Source organism: Streptomyces sp. NPDC007084, from assembly GCF_040703595.1.
In the GTDB taxonomy this organism is placed as follows: Bacteria; Actinomycetota; Actinomycetes; order Streptomycetales; family Streptomycetaceae; genus Streptomyces.
On sequence record NZ_JBEYFY010000020.1, the window covers coordinates 46,802 to 66,054 of the forward strand.

Below are 19,253 nucleotides of genomic sequence, written 5' to 3' on the forward strand. Positions count from 1 at the left end.
GGACGTTCACACGGCGGGCATGTCGGGCCCGATCCGGCTCCTGACGGCTGTCTGGACCTCGGCCTCCTCGGCCGGATCCGACGCCAGTCGGCGCAGTTGGTCCACCACGCGGGCGTCGCCGGTCTCGGCGTGCCGTGCGGCGGTCTCCCGGGTGGTCTCCTCGCAGTCCCACAGGCACTCGACGGCGAATCCGGCGGGGAAGGTGGGGTCGGTGACGGCCAAGGCGCGGGCGGCCCGCTGGCGCAGATGCGAGGAGGCGGTCTCGCGGTAGATATGGCGCAGGACGGGGGCGGCGCAGTCGATGCCGAGCCGTCCGGCGCCGTCGACCAGGGTCCACAGGGTCGGCGCGTCGGGCCCCTCGCCCCGTACGGCCTCACGCAGGGCGCCCAGCACCAGGTCTCGGTCCCCCAGCCCGCCGCGGCAGGCGAGGACGCGGCCGGCGGCGGCGCCGAGGGTGTCGGGCCGGTGGGCCCAGCCCCGGGCACGGTCGACGGCGGCCATACTGCGCATCCGTTCGAAGGCGTCGACGGCGGCCTCGGCGACGGCCGTCGAGCCGTTCGCCACGGCTTGTTCGATCAGGTCGAGGGCGTCCGGGTCGTTGCCGTCGGCGAGGTAGCGCAGGGCGGTGCAGCGGGCGCCGTCCGCGCCGTGCCGGGCCGCCTCGACGATCTCGGGCCGGTCCTCGGGGCCGGCGACGGCGGTCAGGCAGCGGGCGGCCGGCACATGCAGGGCGGCTCCGCGGTCGATGCCCTGCTGGGCCCAGTCGAAGACGGCCTGGACGCTCCAGCCGGGGCGGGGTCCGGCCGGCCGCATCTGGCGCTGCCAGCGGTCGAAGGAGCCGGCTTCCTGGGCGCCCCGCACGCGGGCGGCGATGGCGGGGCGCGGGTCGTCGGCCCACAGCCGCCAGGGCCGTGGCTCGAACGCGTCGCGTACGGCCGCGGTGAGCGCGGCCTCGCCCTCCGGGTCGGCCGGGAAGCGGGCGAGGGTGGGGGCGGCGAGGGCGCGCAGGCCCGCGTCGTCGTCGCGCAGGGCGAGTTCGTCCAGGGCCCACGCCCAGTTGGTGCCGGTGGCGGCGTACCCGCGCAGCAGCGCGAGGGCGTCCGTCCTGCCGTAGGAGGCGAGGTGGCCGAGCACGGCGAGGGAGAGGCCGGTGCGGGTCTCGCAGGTGTCGAGGACGTCCTCGGCGTCGAAGAGGTGCCGCTCGATCTCGTCCAGCTCGCCGTTCAGATCAAGGTAGAGACGGGCGTAGTACAGGGAGCGGTTCTCCACCTGCCAGTCGTGGCGGGGGTCGCGCAGCACACAGTGGTTGAGCGCCGCGAGCGCTTCGGCGCGCGGTGCGGTGAGCGCGTGCAGCGTGCCGTCGCCGCGGCCCCTCTGGAGCAGGCCGAGCAGCGTACCGCTGGGCGCTATGACCGGATCGAACATGGGAAACAGCCTCACATCAAGCGTCGACGCAACCGGGATCCTGCATTACCTGGCCGCGTGACAACACGTCGGGGCGCCCGCCGTCTCTTGCTTGCTGTAGACCATCTTCCTCTGCCTCTCGTCGGTGGCCCATACGGGCCGCGTCACGGCCCGCGCGGTGCGGCAACATCTGCCCGGCCATCGTGTCCGTGAATCACGTCGTCATGATGACTCGGCGGCTCTTCCTGCCGCGACCGTATTTCCGGCGGCCCCGTTCCGCCTCCCTTTTTCCTGTCGTTTCCCCGCCGTTACGCCTGGTCAGGGCGTTGGCGTCAGCGTGCGCCGAACAGTTCGAGCAGCTCGGCCTTGGCGAACATGCGCGCCGTGTCGAGTGCCGAGGGGGTGCCCGCGGCCGGGTCGGCGCCGGCGTCCAGGAGCACCCGGATCACGGCGTCCTCGCCCTTGAAGACGGCTCCGGCGAGCGGGGTCTGGCCCCGGTCGTTGACGCGGTCGGCCTCGGCGCCGCGGTCCAGCAGGGCGCGGACCGCGTCCGCGTGGCCGTGGTAGGCGGCGAGCATCACGAGCGAGTCGCCGCGGTCGTTGGTGAGGTTGGCCGGAACGCCCGCGTCCACGTACGCGACGAGCGTCTCCGTCTCGCCGCGCCGCGCCAGATCGAAGATCTTGGTCGCGAGCTCCACGACCTCGGGGTCGGGGGCTTCACTCATCGGGGCGGACCGCCTCTCGCTGCAACCGTTCGGGTGAATCGACAGGGTACTGGCTCCGCGGGTACATGACCGGCACCGCCCGCGGCAAAGATCACAAAACGCGCGCAAGGCGCAACACAGCAGCTCAGGCGGCCCAAGAGGGCTCCATCGCGCGAGTGAAAACAGCCGAAATTCACCCAGTTGCACCTTTTATCGTATGGATACATGCTGTGATCCTGGAACAACTCATGGTGACTGTCCCCACGAACCAGGAGAGCTCAAATGATTCTGTCCATGTCAGGCGTCGTCCTTCTCGGCATCATCGTCTTCCTGTTCTTCAAGAAGGACGGACTGAAGGCGTCGCACGCTCTGGTGGCCGCGCTGTTCGGCTTCTACCTCGCGAGCACGGCCATCGCGCCGAGCATCAAGGCCGGCGGGGAGAGCTTGGCGGGCCTCCTCGGCGGGATCAAGTTCTGACGTCGTCCCCACCTCGTACGGACCTTCAGGAGACAGCAGTGGCTCGGCGCCCTCTCCCCCGCATCCTCGTCAACGGCAACGCACAGATCGCCAAGAGCCGGGAGCTGGCCCGGACGGCAGCCGACAGCGCCACCGATGTCCTCCATCCACTGATCACGGTCACCCGTGGACTGCGCCGGCTGGCCGCGGCCGGACGGCGCAAGTGGGCCGCCACCCCCAAGGACCGGCGCGGGCCGCTGCTGTTCCTGGTGGCCTCGGTGATCCTGGTCGTGGCGCTGGTGCCGTACGGACCGCTGCTCGCCGTCATCAGCCTGATGGCGGCGGCAGCCTGGACCGGCCGGGAACGCACCCCGCCGCCCTCGACCGGCCCCGACGAGGCGCAGACCGGCCGCCTCCAGTCGCTCTACGAGGCCCTAGTGCCGTACTTCTCGGCGGCCGAGGACCCCGCTCCCCTCTACGCCCACGGCGGCGACTGGGAGAAGGCCTTCGGCTCGTACGACTTCGACGACGACGGCCGGGTCTCCCGTCTGGTCATCCGCTACCCGGCGTACTTCACCGACGGCGAGCCGGACGCCCGCGCGCGGATCGAGCAGCTCCTGTACGCCAAGTCGGGCCGCGGCCGTGAGTACCACTTCGCGTGGGACGAGGAGGGCAACGAACTCACCGTCACCGTCCTCCCTCCGCTGCCCACCGACATCGCCGCCCAGCGCTTCGTCACCGCGCCCGGCGAGACGGTCCTCGGCTTCACCGACCCGGCCGACGTCCAGCGCACGCTTCCCCTCACCTACGGCGAGGAACAGCGGGACGTCCCCCCGGTCGTCTGGCGCACCGGCGTCCGCTCCACGGAACCCCACCTGCTGATCGCGGGCGAACCGGGCACCGGCACGACCACCCTCGTGCGCTCCATCGCTCTCCAGGCCCTCCAGTACGGCGATGTCGTCATCGTCGACGGCGGAGGCACCGGGGAGTACGCGTGCCTGGCCGGGCGGGACGGCGTCCTGGCCGTCGAGTGCGGCGCGGCCGGGGCGCTCGCCAGCCTGGAGTGGGCGGCGCACGAGACGGAGCGCCGGCTGATCGCCGCGAACCGTGCCCTCCAGTCGGGACACCCCGCTCCCGACGACGTCAGGAACCCGCTGTGGATCCTGGTCGACCGGCCGACCGCGCTGGCCCACCTGGCCTCCGCCGACGGCGGCGCGGACCCCCAGTCCCTGCTGCAGGTGCCGCTGCGGCACGGCCGGGCGGCCGGTGTCACGGTGGTGGTGGCCGAGCACTTCGAGCACCTCGACTTCCTGAGTGACGCGGTACGGCAGTACACCCGCGCGCGCGTGGTGCTCGGGCCGGCCTCGGTGGGCCAGCTCGCGATGATCCTGGGCGCGCCGCCGCACACGACCCCGACGCAGGACGTACCGCCGGGCCGCGGCTACGCCCGGCTGGGCGCCGGACCCGTCCTGCGTCTCCAGGTGCCGGCCACCCCGGACCCCTATGACGACGCGACGAGCGAGACGCACCGGCGCGCGGTGCTCGACCTCCTGCCGGAGCGGACCGCGCCGGCGGACGCGGAGCCGGTCCCCTCGGAGGTCGCCGGGGTCGCCGAGGTCGCGGTGGCCGAGGGCTAGAGCCTCCACGGGAGGGCCGCCCACCGCGTCCCACGGCGGACGGCCCTCCCCCGGAAGCAAGAAGCCCGGGAGCAAGAAGCCCAGAAGCGTCAAACGCATGGCGGAGGGGCCGGAACCCAGCTCGGGTTCCGGCCCCTCCGCCATGGCACCGCTCGCGCGGTGACCGTGCGGTTCATCGCCCGGGCGGTCAGCCGTGCGGCTCACCGCGCGGACCGGGTCCCGGACAGCACACCCGCGCGGAACCGCCTCGCGGAGCCGCCCCGTCTCCAGCCCCGGCGGCCCGGCCGCTACTGGCCAGAAAGTCACATGATCGCCGGACAGAACCTAGGCCACGAACGTCCGGGCGCTCTCCTCGCCCCCGCTGGCGCCCGTCTCCACGAGGCGGGCCGCCGCGGCGAGCCGCACCGCAGCCTCGTCCGCGACCGCGCCGCCCACCGTGAACGGCAGCCGCACATACCCCTCGAAGGCGCCGTCCACCCCGAAGCGGGGCCCCGAGGGCACCCGGACGCCCACCCGCTCGCCGACCTCGGCGAGCCGCGAGCCGGACAGCCCGCCCGTCCGCACCCACAGGGTCAGTCCGCCGCGCGGGACCGAGAACTCCCAGCCGGGCAGCTCGCGGCGGACGGCGGCGACCAGCGCGTCCCGGTTCTCCCGGGCCTGTACCCGCCGGACACCGACCGCCTCCGCCCAGCCCCCGGTGCTGAGCAGCCAGTTCACGGCGAGCTGCTCCAGGACTGGGGTGCCGAGGTCCGCGTAGGCGCGGGCGGCGACCAGGGAGCGGATGACGTCCGGGGCGGCCCGTACCCAGCCGATCCGCATGCCCGCCCAGAAGGCCTTGCTCGCGGAGCCCACGGTGATCACCGTCGACCCCGCCGGGTCGAAGCCGCACACCGGCCGGGGCATCGTGACGTCGTCGTCCAGGTGCAGTTCGCTCATCGTCTCGTCGACGACCAGCACGGTCCCCGCCGAGCGCGCCGCGTCCACCAGGCCGCGCCGCTGCTCCTCGCTCGCCAGTGCCCCGGTCGGGTTGTGGAAGTCGGCCACCACGTAGGCGAGCCGGGGCGCCGCCTCCCGCAGGACCTGCCGCCAGCGGTCCATGTCCCAGCCGGTGAGGCCTTCGGCCATGGCGACGGGCACCAGCCGGGCACCGGCCTCGCGCATCAGCTGGAGGATGTTGGCGTAGGAGGGCGATTCGACGGCGATGCGTTCGCCGCGGCCGGCGAACAGATGGCAGATCGCGTCGATCGCGCCCATCGCGCCGGTGGTCACCATGATCTGTTCGGGCATGGTCGGAATCCCGCGCGCGGTGTACCGCTCGGCCAGCATGGCGCGCAGCGCGGGCAGTCCGGCCGGGTAGTCGCCGTGCGTGTGGGCGTACGGCGGCAGCTCCTCCAGGGCGCCCTGCACGCTCCGCGTCAGCCACGGCTCGGGCGCGGGCAGCGCGGCGCAGCCGAGGTCGATCATCGAGCCGAGGGTCTCTGGGGGCAGCGGCTCCAGCCCGCGCGCAGGCAGGGGGTTCCCGGCGGGCACGGCGGTCCAGCTCCCGGCGCCGCGACGGGACTCCAGGAAGCCTTCGGCCCGCAGTGCCTCGTAGGCGGCGGCGACGGTCGTACGGCTGACGGACAGGGCCAGGGCCAGTTCGCGTTCGGCGGGCAGCCGCGCGGCCACCGGCACCCGGCCTTCGAGCACCAGCAGCCGGACGCCGTCGGCGAGCGCGCGGTAGGCGGGCGGGCGGCGGGTGCCGGGGCCAGCGGGGCGCTCCTGCTGGGAGTTGAGGAGCCGGGCGAGCTGCGCGGCCCCGACCGCCGAAGTCCACTGCGCCATGATTCCAGTCCACCTTCCACGAATTGGCCCTGGATGCGGCCACTTCTCACGCCACAGAGTGCCATGAGTCAGGCCACTGTCACCACCGGGGGGCATCCCATGAACACCCGCTCCAAGTCCGCAACCGCTCCGGACGCCGAATCCGCGAGCGACCCGGACGCCGAATCCGCCACCGCTGCGGACGCCGGGGCCGCCGGCACTCCGGACGCCGGGTCCGCGAGCACTCCGGACACGGCGTCCGCACCCCCGGCGCGCCCCGCCCCCCGCCGGCTCCCCCGCCGCCTGGTCCAGCTCTACGCCGGGCTGGCCCTGTACGGCGCGAGTTCGGCGCTGCTCGTGGAGGCCGGGCTCGGCCTGGAGCCGTGGAACGTGCTGCACCAGGGTCTCGCCGAGCTGACCGGTCTGACGATCGGCGTGGTGTCGATCGTCGTCGGCGCCGCCGTGCTGCTGCTGTGGATCCCGCTTCGCCAGCGCCCCGGACTCGGCACGGTGTCCAACGTCTTCGTGGTGGGCCTCGCCATGGACGGCACCCTCGCCCTCGTCCCGGAGGCCCACTCCCTGGGCCTGCGGATTCCGCTGCTGCTGGCGGGCGTGGTGCTGAACGGCATGGCGACCGGGCTCTACATCTCGGCATCCTTCGGGCCGGGACCCCGGGACGGGCTGATGACGGGGCTGCACCGGCGCACCGGCCGTTCCGTGCGTCTGGTCCGTACGGTCCTCGAAGTGGCGGTCGTGGCCACCGGCTTCGCGCTCGGCGGCACGGTGGGCGTCGGGACGGTGCTCTACGCCGTCGCCATCGGGCCGCTCGCCCAGCTCTTCCTGCGGGTGTTCGCCGCCCGTCCGGCACCGGGCGGCAGCACCACCGTTGCCACCGGTCAACCGGAGGGCGCCATACTGCCCGGGTGAGCACGCGCATACGCCACCCCTACCTCGACCACCCCGGCCCGATCCCCTTCGCCCACCGGGGCGGTTCGGCGGACGGCCTGGAGAACACCCTGACCCAGTTCCGGCGGGCGGTGGACGCCGGGTACCGCTACATCGAGACCGATGTGCACGCCACGGCGGACGGCCGGCTGGTCGCCTTCCACGACGCGACCCTGGACCGGGTCACCGACGGCGCCGGCCGGATCGCCGACCTCCCCTGGGAGGACGTACGGCACGCGCGCGTGGCGGGCAGCGAGCCGGTGCCCCTCTTCGAAGAGCTGCTGGAGACCTTCCCCGAGGTGCGCTGGAACGTCGACGTCAAGGCCGAACCGGCGCTGCGGCCCCTGCTGGACCTGATCGGCCGGACGGACGCCTGGGACCGGGTCTGCGTCGGCTCGTTCTCCGAGGCCCGGGTCGTGCGGGCCCGGCACCTGGCGGGACCGCGGCTCGCGACGTCGTTCGGCACCCGCGGCGTCCTGAACCTGCGTCTGCGTTCGTGGGGCGTCCCGGCCGCGGTGCGCCGCTCGGCGATCGCCGCCCAGGTCCCCGAGGCGCAGTCCGGTGTGCCGGTCGTCGACCGCCGCTTCGTACGGGCCGCCCACGCGCGCGGGCTCCAGGTGCACGTGTGGACCGTGAACGAACCGCAGCGGATGCACCGGCTCCTGGACCTGGGAGTCGATGGCATCATGACCGATCACATCGACACACTGCGCAAGGTCCTGGAAGACCGGGGCACCTGGTTCTGAGCCTCCTCGCGCGGTCCGTTCACAGGGAAACGAGGGCACGGGTGAGCACGGACACCGTGCGGGCGGGGGCGGCCGGCGAGGCCACCGAGCGCCGACGCGAACAACGCGGCTGGTACTTCTACGACTGGGCGTGCTCCGTCTACTCGACGAGCGTGCTGACCGTGTTCCTCGGCCCCTATCTGACGGCCGTCGCCAAGCACGCGGCGGACGCGGACGGATTCGTGCACCCGCTGGGAGTGCCGGTCCGCGCCGGTTCCTTCTTCGCCTACGCGGTCTCCGCGTCCGTCATCGTGTCGATCTTCGTGATGCCGCTCGCCGGGGCGGCGGCCGACCGCGGGGGCCGCAAGAAGCCCCTGCTCGCCGCCGCGGCCTATCTGGGCGCGGGCGCCACGACGGGCATGTTCTTCCTGGACGGCGACCGCTATCTGCTGGGCGGCCTGCTGCTGATCGTCGCCAACGCCTCGCTGGCCGTGTCGATGGTCCTCTACAACTCCTATCTGCCGCAGATCGCCCCGCCCGAGGAGCGCGACGCCGTCTCGTCCCGAGGCTGGGCCTTCGGCTACGCGGCGGGCTCCCTGGTCCTGATCGCCAACCTGATCCTGTACACGGCCCACGACAGCTTCGGCGTCTCCGAGTCCATGGCCGTCCGGATCTGTCTGGCCTCGGCGGGCGTCTGGTGGGGCGCCTTCACGCTCGTCCCGCTGAAGCGGCTGCGGGACCGCCGCGCGCCGTCCGCCGGGCAGCCTTCCGCGCACGGCTGGCGGCAACTGGCCGCCACGGTCCGCGACATGCGCGGCAAGCCGCTGACCCTGTCGTTCCTGCTCGCGTACCTCATCTACAACGACGGCATCCAGACGGTCATCTCGCAGGCGTCGGTCTACGGTTCCGAGGAGCTGGGCCTGAGCCAGTCGACCCTGATCGTGGCCGTGCTGCTGGTCCAGGTGCTCGCGGTGGGAGGTGCCCTCGGCATGGGCCGGCTGGCCCGCACGTACGGCGCGAAACGCACCATCCTCGGTTCCCTGGTCGCCTGGACGTTCACCCTCGGCGCCGGATACTTCCTGCCCGCCGGCGCGCCCGTCTGGTTCTTCGTCCTCGCGGCGGCGATCGGACTCGTCCTCGGCGGCAGCCAGGCCCTGTCCCGCTCCCTGTTCTCCCATTTGGTGCCGCGGGGCAAGGAGGCCGAGTACTTCTCCGTGTACGAGATGAGCGACCGCGGGATGAGCTGGCTCGGCCCGCTGCTGTTCGGCGTGACGTACCAGCTCACCGGCAGCTACCGGGACGCGATCATCTCCCTCGTGGCCTTCTTCCTCATCGGTTTCGTGCTGCTCGCGAGGGTGCGGGTGCGGCAGGCGGTGCGCGACGCGGGCAATCCCGTACCCGAGAGGATTTAGCGTCCGGGCCCAAAGAGCGGTAGTGTACGCGTTTGGCCTGCCTGGCGTACCGTTACTGCGCGTCAATGATACTGAAGCGTTGGGTGACATCTGATGCCAGATGTGACAAACCGGGCGACGGTGGGTACAACAAGGGGCGGCTACGACGGCGACGCATGACCCGGAACGGGAATCTTTACCGCCGACCGGACGTTGACCGGATGACGACGACAGCGACACCTGTCCTGTGGGCGACAAGCCCGGGAGGCACGATTCATGAGTGAGCGAGCTCTTCGCGGCACGCGCCTCGTGGTGACCAGCTACGAGACGGACCGCGGCATCGACCTGGCCCCGCGCCAGGCCGTGGAGTACGCATGCGAGAAGGGACATCGCTTTGAGATGCCCTTCTCGGTCGAGGCGGAGATTCCGCCGGAGTGGGAGTGCAAGGTCTGCGGGGCCCAGGCACTCCTGGTGGACGGCGACGGCCCTGAGGAAAAGAAGGCCAAGCCCGCGCGTACCCATTGGGACATGCTGATGGAACGGCGCACCCGAGAGGAACTCGAAGAGGTCCTCGAAGAGCGCCTGGCCGTCCTGCGCTCCGGCGCAATGAACATCGCGGTGCATCCGCGGGACAGCCGCAAGTCCGCCTGACCCTCCGGGGCCGAGCGGCATACCACGCACGCCGAAGCCGCGGGCACCGTACGTTCTTGTACGGGGTCCGCGGTTTCGTGCGTTCTGGGGCCGCTCCGGCCTCTTCTGCCCGTCGGCGGTTCAGGAGCGGCTACTGCCTAGCGGTTCAGCGGCGGGTACTGCTCGCCGGGCTCGCGGGGCTCGTCGTGGTGGATGACCTCGCCCCGCACGACCTTGCCGTCGGGGCGGTGCATCCGAGCCTGCTGGAAGGCGCCGCCGACGGTGCCGGGAGCGGCGGCACGCATCCGGCGGTCCAGGGCGCGCTGCGCGTACCGGCTGAGGCTCTTCTGGACCGGCGGGATCAGCAGGAGCAGTCCGAGGGCGTCGGAGATCAGCCCCGGGATCATCAGGAGCAGACCGCCGAGCATCATCAGGCCGTTGCCCCCGCCGCCCCCGCCGCCCTCGGCTGTGGGCGCGACACCGCTCTGCTGCTGTTGCAGCGTCTGGGTGAGGTTCCTGAAGGCGCGGCGGCCGGCCCGCTTGATCACCACCGCTCCGAGCACGATCCCGGCGACCAGGAGCAGGAACACGATGAAACCGCTGGTGGCATGGGCGACCGTCACCAGCAGCCAGATCTCCAGCACCAGCCACACCGCGACGCCGAGCGGCAGCAACGTACGCAGCCGCGAGCGGCGCGGTCGTGCGGGGTGGGCGGGGGTCGGAGCGCCAGTCGTCATGCTCCCAGTGTGCCTGGGCCGGGCTCAGGACGGGATAAGGGGATGATCAGTTCCCGCTGTGCGGCGGGGGCTCAGGGCTGCTTGCGGCCGGTGATCCGCCCGACCCGCTCCCCCACACCCCACGTGGTGACGCGCCACAGCGCCTCCACCAGGATGTCGCGGCTCATCTTGGAGTCGCCCAGCTCCCGTTCCACGAAGGTGATCGGGACCTCGACGACGTGGTAGCCGGCCTTCACCGCGCGGCGGGCCAGATCGACCTGGAAGCAGTAGCCCTGGGAGGCCACCTCGCCGAGGCCGAGGCCTTCGAGGGTCTCCCGGCGGAAGGCGCGGAAGCCGCCCGTCACGTCACGGATCGGCACGTCGAGCAGGACGCGGGAGTAGAGGCTGCCGCCGCGGGAGATGAACTCGCGGGACTTGGGCCAGTTGACCACCCGGCCGCCGGGCACCCAGCGCGAGCCGAGCACGAGGTCGGCGCCCTTGAGGGCGGTCAGCAGGCGGGGCAGTTCCTCGGGCTGGTGCGAGCCGTCGGCGTCCATCTCGATGAGCACGCCGTAGCCGTGCTCGATGCCCCAGCGGAAGCCCGCGAGGTAGGCGGCGCCTAGACCTTCCTTGCCCTTGCGGTGCAGCACCTGGACGCTCTCGTCCGCGGCGGCCAGTTCGTCGGCCAGCTTGCCGGTGCCGTCGGGGCTGTTGTCGTCCGCCACCAGCACGTGCGCCTCGGGCACGGCCGCTCGCACCCGGCCGACGATCTTCTTGATGTTCTCCGCCTCGTTGTAGGTCGGAATGATCACCAAGGCCGTGCCGAGCGGGCCGAACCGCCTCCCCTGGGCTTCCGCCGCGAGGGTCCCGTCGCCGTCGTTCACTGCTGCCCCTTCGTATCCGTACGCAGGGGACCACCATAGTGCGCCCGGCCTGCACTGCTGTGACGCCGAGTGCGTCCGGGGGTGTCGAATACGGGTGAGCCGGACGGGACGGGTCGCGCGGAGGGCGCGGCGCGTCCTGCGGATCGGGGCCCGGCGCCCTTCGGGCCGACCAGGGACCCGCTGGCTGCGGGTCGACCGAAAGCCGTTGTCTACTGAACGTCCGGGCCCCACCCGGGTCACACCTGCCGACTTGTCGGAACGTTCCCTCGCCTCGCTGCGCGGTCGCTGGGCCTGGCTGCCAGTGGGGATGCGCCGGTGCGGCGCACCACCCCTGACCCAGCGGCACTGCGAAGCAGCGCGGAAGTTCCCCGGTCGGACGTCCGGTGGTGGACCCGGCCGAACCTACCGGCCCCGTGCGGCTCGCTGTCAACACTCGCGTGAGCTGCGGCTTCCGGGCCTATGCGCTGGTCAGCGCGGAGGATGCGCAGGTCGCGCGACGGGGTGGCGGGCGAAGATCGCGGCGGCGGACCGCCGGGACATCACTCGTTAGGCCGTACGAATACGGTCTGCCCGCCGACCACGGTGCGCAGGCAGACGGGAAGGCCGTTGCCCGGGGTCAGATCGGGCAGGCCCGGGGTGCCCGAGCGCGGGTCGGTGGACCAGCGCGCGACCCGGTCGTCGGGAGCCTGCACGACCAGCTCGGCGGTGCGCCACACGGCGTAGTCGGCGGGGGCGCCCGGCACCAGCACGCCGGCGTCGTCCCGGCCCACCGCGCGCCAGCCGCCCCGGGTGTGGGCGGTGAAGGCGGCGCGGACCGACACGCGGTGCTCGGGGGTGCGGTGGAAGGCGGCGGCGCGGACGGTGCCCCAGGGGCCGAGCGGGGTGACCGGGCTGTCGGAGCCGAAGGCCAGCGGCACGCCGGTGCGCAGCAGGGCGGCGTAGGGGTTGAGGGTGCGGGCGCGTTCGGCGCCGAGGCGCTGGGCGTACATGCCCTCATCGCCGCCCCAGAGCGCGTCGAAGGCGGGCTGCACGGAGGCGGTGAGGCCCAGTTCGGCGAAGCCCGCGATGGTCTCCGGGGTGAGCATCTCGGCGTGTTCGACGCGGTGCCGGGCGGCGCGGACGCGGGCCAGGCCGACCTTCTCGGCGGCGGCGCGGACGCCGTCGACCACGGAGGCCACCGCGGCGTCCCCGATGGCGTGGAAGCCCGCCTGGAGGCCCGCCTCGGTGCAGGCCACCACGTGGGCGGCGACGGCGTCCGTGTCGAGGTGGGCGACCCCGGTGTGGTCCGCGTCCAGGTAGGGCTGGTGCAGGCAGGCGGTGTGGGAGCCGAGGGAGCCGTCGACGAAGAGGTCGCCGGCCGCGCCGGCCGCGCCGAGGGCCCGCGCCTTGTCGATGTCGCGCTCGGCCCAGTAGCCGACGACGCGCGGTCCGGGCTCCTCGGCGGCGAGCCGCAGCAGGCCGGTGAAGTCGTCCTCGGAGGAGATTTCGGGGCCGCCGCACTCGTGCACGGAGCCGATGCCGAGGGAGGCGGCGTGGGCGAGGGCCGCCCGCTGTGCCTCGGTGCGCTGGGCGGCGTCGACCGCGCCGAGGGCGGCGGCGCGCACCGCGTGGTGGGCGTCGCCGGTCAGCGGGCCGTCCGGCGCGTATCCGCTGCGCGCGGTGACGCCGGGGACCAGGTCGAGGAGCGCGGTGGTGGCGACGGCGGAGTGCACGTCGATACGGGAGAGGTAGAGCGGGCGTCCGCCGGCTGCCGCGTCGAGTTCGGTACGGGTCGGGGGCCGGCCGCCGGGCCAGCGGGCCGCGTCCCAGCCGTGGCCGAGCAGTACCCGGTCGGCGGGGCGGGCGGCGGCGAAGTCGCGGACCAGGGCGAGCGCGGCGTCCAGGGAGGGGGCGGCGGACAGGTCGAGGCCGGTGAGCGCGAGGCCGGTGGCGGTGGTGTGCACGTGGGCGTCGGTGAACGCCGGGGTCACCAGGGCGCCTTCCAGGTCCACGACCTCGTCCACCCCGGCGGCGAAGGCGTCGGCGGCGCCCTCGGAGCCGACCCAGGCGACTTGGCCGCGTTCGACGACCATGGCGGTGGCGAAGGGGTCTGCGGGACTGTGGACTTCTCCACCGCGCAGCAGCACGGTGACCGACGGGGCGGTGCTCTCACTCATGGGAACAGTCTCGCGCCTCCGCGCGGCGGGCCGTCGCCCGGGTAGGCCCACCCGACGAACCGCGCGCCCCTCGGTCGGCGGGCGCCCGCGCACGCGTACGGGCACGCGCGTACGGGCGGGCGCCGGTGCGCGCGTGCCCGTACGCGTGATGAGGGGAGCGTCCGAGGCCGGGTCGCCGGCGGGAGCGGTCAGATGCGCGGGGGGCGTGACTCGTACGGGGTCGACAGGACGACCGTCGTGCGGGTCGACACGCCGGCGAGGCCGCGCAGGCGCGCGAGCAGTTCCTCCAGTTCGTGCGGAGTGGAGACGCGCACCTTGAGGATGTAGTTCTCGTCTCCGGCGACGCTGTGGCAGGCCTCGATCTCCGGTACGCCGGCGAGGCGTTCGGCGATGTCGTCGGGGGCGCTCGGGTCGAACGGCTTCACTGAGATGAAGGCGGTCAGAGGCAGCCCGACGGCCTCCGGGTCGACGACCGCGGCATAGCCGCGGATGACGCCACGCTGCTCCAGCCGGCGCACCCGCTGGTGCACGGCGGACGTGGACAGGCCCGTGGCCTTGCCCAGGTCGGTGTAGCTCATCCGCCCGTCTGCGACGAGCAGCTGCACGATCTGTCGGTCCAGCTCCTCCATGGCGCAAGAACCTACAGGGCCCTTGATCCCCGGGATACTCACCGGCGCAGGTCATAGCCGGTTTGTGATGTGGCTTAGAGTCACGTGTGCGCCACCGGGCGGACAAATCCGCCGGGCCAGGCACCTGCGGGCGGCATGTGACGAACGCCACATGGATGCAACCGAGTCCGTGATGTTGTCGTGATTACCGCAGAGACGGGACGGGAAGTGCTTGCTGTGGTCGAGGTCGCAGCGCCTTGTCGGCCCACCCGAGGGGGAGAATCCCATGCAGAGTCTTAAGCGCCCTGGTCGTACCGCGCCCAAGCGGCAGCAGCCCGTACTCGAGCCCGAGCCGGAGGGCGTCGAAACCGACGCGCTGGACGGCGACGAGTTCGACGCGTACGACACTTTCGAGATGTACCGGGTGATCTGCCCGGACTGCGCGCAGCCGATCGCGCTGCTGGCGGACGAGGAGGTCCTGCCGGAGCACGCGCTGTGCGCCTCCCCGTGGAACCCTTTCGGGCTCACGGCCTGCTCGGGCACGGGGCGTACGGCCGCCGAGGCCCGGCCGGCCGACGCGACCGCGGAGCCCCAGGAGCAGCACACCGCCCTGCTGTTGACGCTCCCTCAGGGGCTCGACTGGCGTACGCAGCCGTTCTCCCACGTGGGCGGACCGGGCTCGCGTCCGCTGCGGGCGGTGCCCGTGACGCCGCGTCAGGCCGCTTGAGCGGCAGGCCCTTTCACGTTCACCGGGCGATGTCCGGCCCGTCCCAGTAGCTGCCCTGCACCATGGCCCGCAGGCTGTCGTGGTGCAGGATCAGTGTGTCCGGGTCCCGGGGGACGGCCACTTCGCCGAAGTACGCCTGGCGGTAGGCGATGCGCAGCATGACGATCGCGTGCCGCAGCGCGGCGTACAGGGTGTAGAAGTCCATGTCGCGCGGGGTGTGTCCGGTGAGCCGGGCGTAGCGGGCCTCGACACGGTCGCGGCGCAGGAAGCCGGGCAGCCCCGGCTGTCCGAAGCTCACCGTCAGGTCCTGGAAGAAGCGGTGCAGGTAGATCGTCCAGCCGAGGTCCACCTCGCGCGGGGCGGGCGCCGCCATCTCCCAGTCCAGCACGGCGGCGGGGTCGAAGCCGTCGTAGACGACGTTGCCGATGCGCGCGTCGCCCCAGTTGAGGACCGCCTCGCCCTCGTCACGCGGCCAGAGTGCTTCGAGCCGGTCGAAGGCGGTCTCGATGAGCGGTGACGGCGCGAGTCTCTCGATCACCCAGGCGTAGTAGGCGCGTTGGGACGTCACATGGCGTCGCAGCGGGCTGCCGTCACCCGGCAGGCCGAGGAAATCCGCCTCTTTCAGGGGTACTTGGTCGTGCAGTCGGGCGATCAGGGCGATGGACGCGGCTTCGAGGTGTTCGCGTTCGGTTTCGCTCGCCGCGTGCAGCCAGTTGCCCTCGTACGTGTAGGGCATGACGTCCGGCGGGACGCGTCCGGCGATCCGCTCCATGACGAAGAAGGGCGCGCCGAGCGGGCCGGGGTCCTCCTCCAGCCAGCGCACCCGGGGTACCGGCAGGTCGGTGCGTTCGGCGACCAGGCGCATCGTGCGGTACTGGCGCGCCATGTCGTAGACGGGGAACACGCTGTAGGCGGCCGGGTCCGCGGCGAGCCTCAACGCGCAGGCGCGCAGCGGTGGTTCGGGGTGGTCGATGTCGAAGAGCAGGGTCTCGCTGGACATGCCGTTGGACTCGGGGACCCGCACGTCCACCGCCCGCGCGCCGGGCAGCCGGGCGTCGAGCCAGGCGGTCAGCCTGCGGGCGAGTTCCTCGGGGTCGCGGGTGGTGGTACGCGGGCGGGGTGCCGTGGCCATGACGCCACTCCTCTCAGGGGGCGACCGAGTCGAAGCCGGTGAAGCCGCTCGGGTCGTGGCGGCCGAAGGAGCCGTGCTCGAAGATCCCGTGTCCCACCTGCCCGTCGAGGGTGAAGCGGGCGGCGTGGTCGGTCACTCCGTAGCCGGCGAGGGGGTGCGCGGCAGGGTCGGCGAGGTCGTAGACGCGGCGGTCGGTCCAGCCGCGACCGCGCCAGGTGCCGTGCTGCCAGTCGTCGGCGGGCGGATACCCGGCGCCGACCGCCAGCGGCGACGAGCAGAGCACCTCGACGCCCAGCTCCAGCGGCTTGCGGTCCTTGGGGTCAGTGAGGTGGAGCACGGCCGAGGCGGGGACGCGGGTGCCGGAGCGATAGGTGATGTCGGCCTGGGGCCAGCCGAGTTGGAGGTCGCGGTGACCTTCGCGTACCAGGGTCGCGTCGCTGAGGGTGCGGTACCCGTCGGCGTCCTCCTGGACGACGACCATCAGGAAGCGGTCCTCGAAGCGCACCGGGCACCAGATCCAGTGGAACCCCTCGGCCGGGTTCTCGGCGGCGAGCCGGCCGCCCTCCTCGCCCGGGATCGGGCGCACGCCCCAGCTCCGGTCCCGGGTGCCGGTCCATTCGGGGCCGACCGGTATCTCGTCGCCGTCGACGCGGATGACGCCCTCGACCCCGCCGGCCTGGACGAAACGGCGCCCCTCCAAGGTGAGCCGGCCGCCCCGGCGCTGGAGGTGGTGCGGCTCCCAGAGTGCGGGGAAGCCGGCGGTCCAGGTGATGTCGTACGCCAGAAAGCCGTCGTCCGAGCGCAGCCGGAACCGGCGCAGCGGCTCCTCCACGGTGATCCGCAGCGGGCCGACCGCGAGGTTCGTCCGGTCGTCGCCGAGCGCGTCCGAGGCGCGGACCGCGTGCAGGGTGTCGCCGCGTCTGAGGGTGGCGTAGGCGTCGATCACCCCGACGTTGGGGTAGACGCCGAGGCCGAGGATCAGCAGGGCCCGGCCCTGGTGGTCGAGGACGTGGAAGATGCAGCGGTCGTAGGCGTTCCGGTCACCACCGGCGACGTGCTTCATCGACAGCGGGACCTGGTGCACGGGGTACTCGTCGAGGGGAACGGGGCGGTCGTCGGTCACGGCAGGTCTCCCTGGGCGCGCGGCAGTTGACGTCACCCGGAGGGGTACGGCCCCCGGCGGCAGAGTTGACGGTACGTCAGATACCGAGCCGCGACCAGACGGTGTGGGTCAGGTGGGGCCCGCGTCCCTGCTTGGTCGGGGTCGCACTGCCGGGTGCGCCGCGGTGGGGGCCGGGGCGCGCGGTTCCCCGCGCCTCGGAGAGGCGCGGGGCGTTTCCGGGCTGCGCCAGTGACCCGTAGTCCGCCCGCACTCGGCCCCGTAGCCCCCTCACGGGGTCCGTCGCGAACGCACACCCGAATCCGTGAGCGGGTGACCTGTCGCCCCACCCCGGCGTTGGCCCGGTATGAACCCCACCTACGCTGCGACCGGGCGTCGGCGCCGGATCCTCGTCCCGGTTCCGGCAGAATCGGTTCACCGTGCACCTTCCCCGCCGCCTCCGCCGGTCCAGGACCCGCCCATCTACCGCGCCCTGATGCGCGCGTGGGCCGACCGCGGCCGCACGCTGCCGGGGCGCCAGGACCCGGAGTGGGTACGCCTGGCGGCTCCGTCGGCGATGTACGGGTACGGCACGCTCGGCGCGAGCCAGGACCCGCGCGGGGAGCCTCGGTTCGTCCCGGTCCGTGATCCTCGGGGGAACACGCGGTTCAACGCGGCCGGGGACCCCCGCAACGAGTTCGGCGTGGCACCGGACCGGCGGGGCGAGTTCGGGGCGACTCCGGCCAACCAGCGAGGCGAGTTCGGGGCGACGCCGTCCGACCGGCGGGGCGAGTTCGGGGCCCCTCAGGCCGACCGGCGGGGCGAGTTCGGTGCAACGCCGCCCGACCGGCGAGGAGAGTTCGCGACCACCCCTGCCGACCGGCGCGGCGGGTTCGACGCCGCACCGGCACCCGAGCGGCGCAACGAGTTCGACGCGTCCGCCCCCGCCCGGCACGGCGAGTTCACCCCCACCCCGCCCGATCGGCGAGGCGAGTTCGCGACCACTCCGCCCGCCCGGCGAGGCGACTTCAGCACCACCCCTCCCGACCGGCGCGGCGACTTCAACGCCACCCCGCCCAACCGCCAAAGCGACTTCAGCGCGGGCCCGGGCCCGCAAGGCGAATTGAACGCCCAGCACAGCCCGCACGGCGAACTCGGCGCACACCGGGACCCGCAGGGCGACTTCAACGCGCAACGCTCCCAGCGCGGCGAACTCGGCGCGCACCGGGACCCGCAGGGCGCCGCGCGCTGACCCCGCGCTCGGCCCCAGCCCCTCGCGAAAATCCCCGCGCGCCCCAACCGCTCCCCACAGTACGGTCCGGCCATGGATGATCAGGACGGCTACTTCGGCGAGCGGGTTGCGGCGGCCTACGACGAGTCGTCCGGGGAGATGTTCGCGCCGGACGTCATCGAGCCGACAGTCGATTTCCTGGCGGGCCTGGCCGACGGGGGACGGGCTCTTGAGCTGGGCGTGGGGACGGGCCGCATCGCGTTGCCCTTGGCGCGACGCGGAGTCCCGGTCCACGGCATCGACATGTCGCGGGCCATGGCCGCCCGGCTGCGGGCCAAGCCCGGCGGAGACGCGATCGGCGTCACGATCGGCGACTTCGCGACGACCCGGGTGGACGGAGGCTTCTCCGTCGTCTACCTGCTCTTCAACACGATCATGAACCTCACGACCCAGGCAAAACAGGTGGCCTGTTTCCGCAACGCGGCGGCCCATCTGGAGCCCGGGGGCCGCTTCGTCATCGAGGTGATCGTCCCCGAACTGCGCGGGCTTCCGGCCGGGCAGAACGTCGTGCCCCAGCACGTGAGCCCGACACGATGGGCCTTCGACATCTACGACGTGGCCACGCAGGAGACGAGTTCGAATTACATCGAGGTGGTGGACGGCCGCGGCGAGTACCGGTCGATCCCCTTCCGGTACGTCTGGCCGTCGGAACTCGACCTGATGGCGCAGCTCGCCGGGCTGCGGCTCCGCGAGCGGTGGGACGGATGGACGCGGGCGCCCTTCACCAGCGAGAGCCGTCAGCACGTCTCGGTCTGGGAGAAGCCCGCCGGCTGACCAGCGAGCGGGAGCAGTCCGAAGCCGATCCAAAGCCGCCGGTCGGTGCCGCGATCCGGAGCTGCGCGTGGGGGGTTGGGGAACGCTCGCCCAGGCGCCGGGGAGTTGGTACGAACCATTGACGCACTGGTCTAGTCCTCCTAGTGTTCCCCCAACGCCTCACCGCGTTCA

At 72.8% G+C, this 19,253-nt stretch carries 17 protein-coding genes and 1 pseudogene; 9 read left to right on the top strand and 9 right to left on the bottom strand.

Annotated features, from left to right (window positions below):
* Positions 1-6: 6 nt before the first annotated feature.
* Together AB0912_RS18505 and AB0912_RS18510 are read right to left on the bottom strand one after the other, a co-directional pair.
* Positions 7-1,425, bottom strand: a complete 1,419-nt coding sequence (locus AB0912_RS18505; protein ID WP_366700898.1) for a HEAT repeat domain-containing protein — start codon at positions 1,423-1,425, stop codon at positions 7-9.
* A 311-nt stretch (positions 1,426-1,736) separates the two neighbouring features.
* Positions 1,737-2,129 carry an ankyrin repeat domain-containing protein gene (locus AB0912_RS18510; protein WP_366700900.1) on the bottom strand — a complete coding sequence of 131 codons (393 nt, stop codon included), beginning with the start codon at positions 2,127-2,129 and terminating at the stop codon, positions 1,737-1,739.
* Positions 2,130-2,390: 261 nt separating this feature from the next.
* On the opposite strand from AB0912_RS18510, the gene AB0912_RS18515 reads away from it, so the two are divergent.
* Both AB0912_RS18515 and AB0912_RS18520 read left to right on the top strand, forming a co-directional pair.
* Entirely contained in the window at positions 2,391-2,585 is a 195-nt protein-coding gene (locus AB0912_RS18515) for a hypothetical protein (protein WP_037621052.1), read from the top strand.
* Positions 2,586-2,623: 38 nt separating this feature from the next.
* Entirely contained in the window at positions 2,624-4,201 is a 1,578-nt protein-coding gene (locus AB0912_RS18520; RefSeq protein ID WP_366700902.1) for an ATP-binding protein, read from the top strand.
* 324 nt (positions 4,202-4,525) lie between these two features.
* Here the strand turns inward: AB0912_RS18520 and AB0912_RS18525 are convergent, their stop codons facing one another.
* Positions 4,526-6,025: a PLP-dependent aminotransferase family protein gene (locus AB0912_RS18525; RefSeq protein ID WP_366700904.1), complete on the bottom strand. Its 1,500-nt coding sequence runs from the start codon at positions 6,023-6,025 to the stop codon at positions 4,526-4,528.
* Between the two features lie 282 nt (positions 6,026-6,307).
* Between AB0912_RS18525 and AB0912_RS18530 the strand changes: the two genes are divergently transcribed.
* The 4 genes from AB0912_RS18530 (at position 6,308) to AB0912_RS18545 (ending at position 9,716) form a co-directional block, all read left to right on the top strand.
* Positions 6,308-6,931 carry a hypothetical protein gene (locus AB0912_RS18530; protein ID WP_366701028.1) on the top strand — a complete coding sequence of 208 codons (624 nt, stop codon included), beginning with the start codon at positions 6,308-6,310 and terminating at the stop codon, positions 6,929-6,931.
* Positions 6,928-7,695, top strand: coding sequence for a glycerophosphodiester phosphodiesterase (locus AB0912_RS18535; RefSeq protein WP_366700906.1), 768 nt, complete (start codon positions 6,928-6,930; stop codon positions 7,693-7,695). Before AB0912_RS18530 ends, AB0912_RS18535 begins: the two co-directional genes overlap by 4 nt.
* Positions 7,696-7,736: 41 nt before the next feature.
* The gene (locus AB0912_RS18540; RefSeq protein ID WP_366700908.1) at positions 7,737-9,086 is read left to right on the top strand and encodes an MFS transporter; all 1,350 of its coding nucleotides are present in this window, start codon (positions 7,737-7,739) and stop codon (positions 9,084-9,086) included.
* A gap of 255 nt (positions 9,087-9,341) precedes the next feature.
* Positions 9,342-9,716, top strand: a complete 375-nt coding sequence (locus tag AB0912_RS18545) for an RNA polymerase-binding protein RbpA (protein WP_003977404.1) — start codon at positions 9,342-9,344, stop codon at positions 9,714-9,716.
* A 137-nt stretch (positions 9,717-9,853) separates the two neighbouring features.
* On the opposite strand, the gene fxsA is transcribed toward AB0912_RS18545, so the two are convergent.
* The 4 genes from fxsA to AB0912_RS18565 form a co-directional block, all read right to left on the bottom strand.
* Positions 9,854-10,432, bottom strand: a complete 579-nt coding sequence (gene fxsA, locus AB0912_RS18550) for an FxsA family membrane protein (protein WP_366700910.1) — start codon at positions 10,430-10,432, stop codon at positions 9,854-9,856.
* A gap of 71 nt (positions 10,433-10,503) precedes the next feature.
* The gene (locus tag AB0912_RS18555; protein ID WP_366700912.1) at positions 10,504-11,295 is read right to left on the bottom strand and encodes a polyprenol monophosphomannose synthase; all 792 of its coding nucleotides are present in this window, start codon (positions 11,293-11,295) and stop codon (positions 10,504-10,506) included.
* Between the two features lie 539 nt (positions 11,296-11,834).
* Positions 11,835-13,451, bottom strand: a complete 1,617-nt coding sequence (locus tag AB0912_RS18560; protein WP_366700913.1) for an amidohydrolase — start codon at positions 13,449-13,451, stop codon at positions 11,835-11,837.
* A 188-nt stretch (positions 13,452-13,639) separates the two neighbouring features.
* Positions 13,640-14,080: an Lrp/AsnC family transcriptional regulator gene (locus AB0912_RS18565; RefSeq protein ID WP_366700915.1), complete on the bottom strand. Its 441-nt coding sequence runs from the start codon at positions 14,078-14,080 to the stop codon at positions 13,640-13,642.
* A gap of 265 nt (positions 14,081-14,345) precedes the next feature.
* Between AB0912_RS18565 and AB0912_RS18570 the strand changes: the two genes are divergently transcribed.
* The gene (locus tag AB0912_RS18570) at positions 14,346-14,786 is read left to right on the top strand and encodes a hypothetical protein (RefSeq protein WP_366700917.1); all 441 of its coding nucleotides are present in this window, start codon (positions 14,346-14,348) and stop codon (positions 14,784-14,786) included.
* Positions 14,787-14,805: 19 nt separating this feature from the next.
* Here the strand turns inward: AB0912_RS18570 and AB0912_RS18575 are convergent, their stop codons facing one another.
* On the bottom strand, positions 14,806-15,918 hold the full coding sequence (locus AB0912_RS18575) for a phosphotransferase family protein (RefSeq protein WP_366700919.1): 1,113 nt from the start codon (positions 15,916-15,918) through the stop codon (positions 14,806-14,808).
* Between the two features lie 13 nt (positions 15,919-15,931).
* A complete protein-coding gene (locus tag AB0912_RS18580; RefSeq protein WP_366700921.1) occupies positions 15,932-17,041 on the bottom strand; it encodes a hypothetical protein in 1,110 nt (369 codons plus the stop codon).
* A gap of 343 nt (positions 17,042-17,384) precedes the next feature.
* On the opposite strand from AB0912_RS18580, the pseudogene AB0912_RS18585 reads away from it, so the two are divergent.
* Positions 17,385-17,588: pseudogene (locus tag AB0912_RS18585) on the top strand (hypothetical protein); the annotation flags it as partial.
* A gap of 753 nt (positions 17,589-18,341) precedes the next feature.
* The gene (locus AB0912_RS18590) at positions 18,342-19,082 is read left to right on the top strand and encodes a class I SAM-dependent methyltransferase (RefSeq protein WP_366700923.1); all 741 of its coding nucleotides are present in this window, start codon (positions 18,342-18,344) and stop codon (positions 19,080-19,082) included.
* Positions 19,083-19,253: the final 171 nt, after the last annotated feature.

What these genes read in the sequence shown, in the direction of transcription:
- AB0912_RS18570 (WP_366700917.1), top strand. Translation starts at nt 14,346, where the DNA reads ATGCAGAGTCTTAAGCGCCCTGGTCGTACCGCGCCCAAGCGGCAGCAG.
- AB0912_RS18575 (WP_366700919.1), bottom strand. Translation starts at nt 15,918, where the DNA reads ATGGCCACGGCACCCCGCCCGCGTACCACCACCCGCGACCCCGAGGAA.
- AB0912_RS18525 (WP_366700904.1), bottom strand. Translation starts at nt 6,025, where the DNA reads ATGGCGCAGTGGACTTCGGCGGTCGGGGCCGCGCAGCTCGCCCGGCTC.
- AB0912_RS18515 (WP_037621052.1), top strand. Translation starts at nt 2,391, where the DNA reads ATGATTCTGTCCATGTCAGGCGTCGTCCTTCTCGGCATCATCGTCTTC.
- fxsA (WP_366700910.1), bottom strand. Translation starts at nt 10,432, where the DNA reads ATGACGACTGGCGCTCCGACCCCCGCCCACCCCGCACGACCGCGCCGC.
- AB0912_RS18565 (WP_366700915.1), bottom strand. Translation starts at nt 14,080, where the DNA reads ATGGAGGAGCTGGACCGACAGATCGTGCAGCTGCTCGTCGCAGACGGG.
- AB0912_RS18510 (WP_366700900.1), bottom strand. Translation starts at nt 2,129, where the DNA reads ATGAGTGAAGCCCCCGACCCCGAGGTCGTGGAGCTCGCGACCAAGATC.
- AB0912_RS18590 (WP_366700923.1), top strand. Translation starts at nt 18,342, where the DNA reads ATGGATGATCAGGACGGCTACTTCGGCGAGCGGGTTGCGGCGGCCTAC.
- AB0912_RS18505 (WP_366700898.1), bottom strand. Translation starts at nt 1,425, where the DNA reads ATGTTCGATCCGGTCATAGCGCCCAGCGGTACGCTGCTCGGCCTGCTC.
- AB0912_RS18545 (WP_003977404.1), top strand. Translation starts at nt 9,342, where the DNA reads ATGAGTGAGCGAGCTCTTCGCGGCACGCGCCTCGTGGTGACCAGCTAC.
- AB0912_RS18560 (WP_366700913.1), bottom strand. Translation starts at nt 13,451, where the DNA reads ATGAGTGAGAGCACCGCCCCGTCGGTCACCGTGCTGCTGCGCGGTGGA.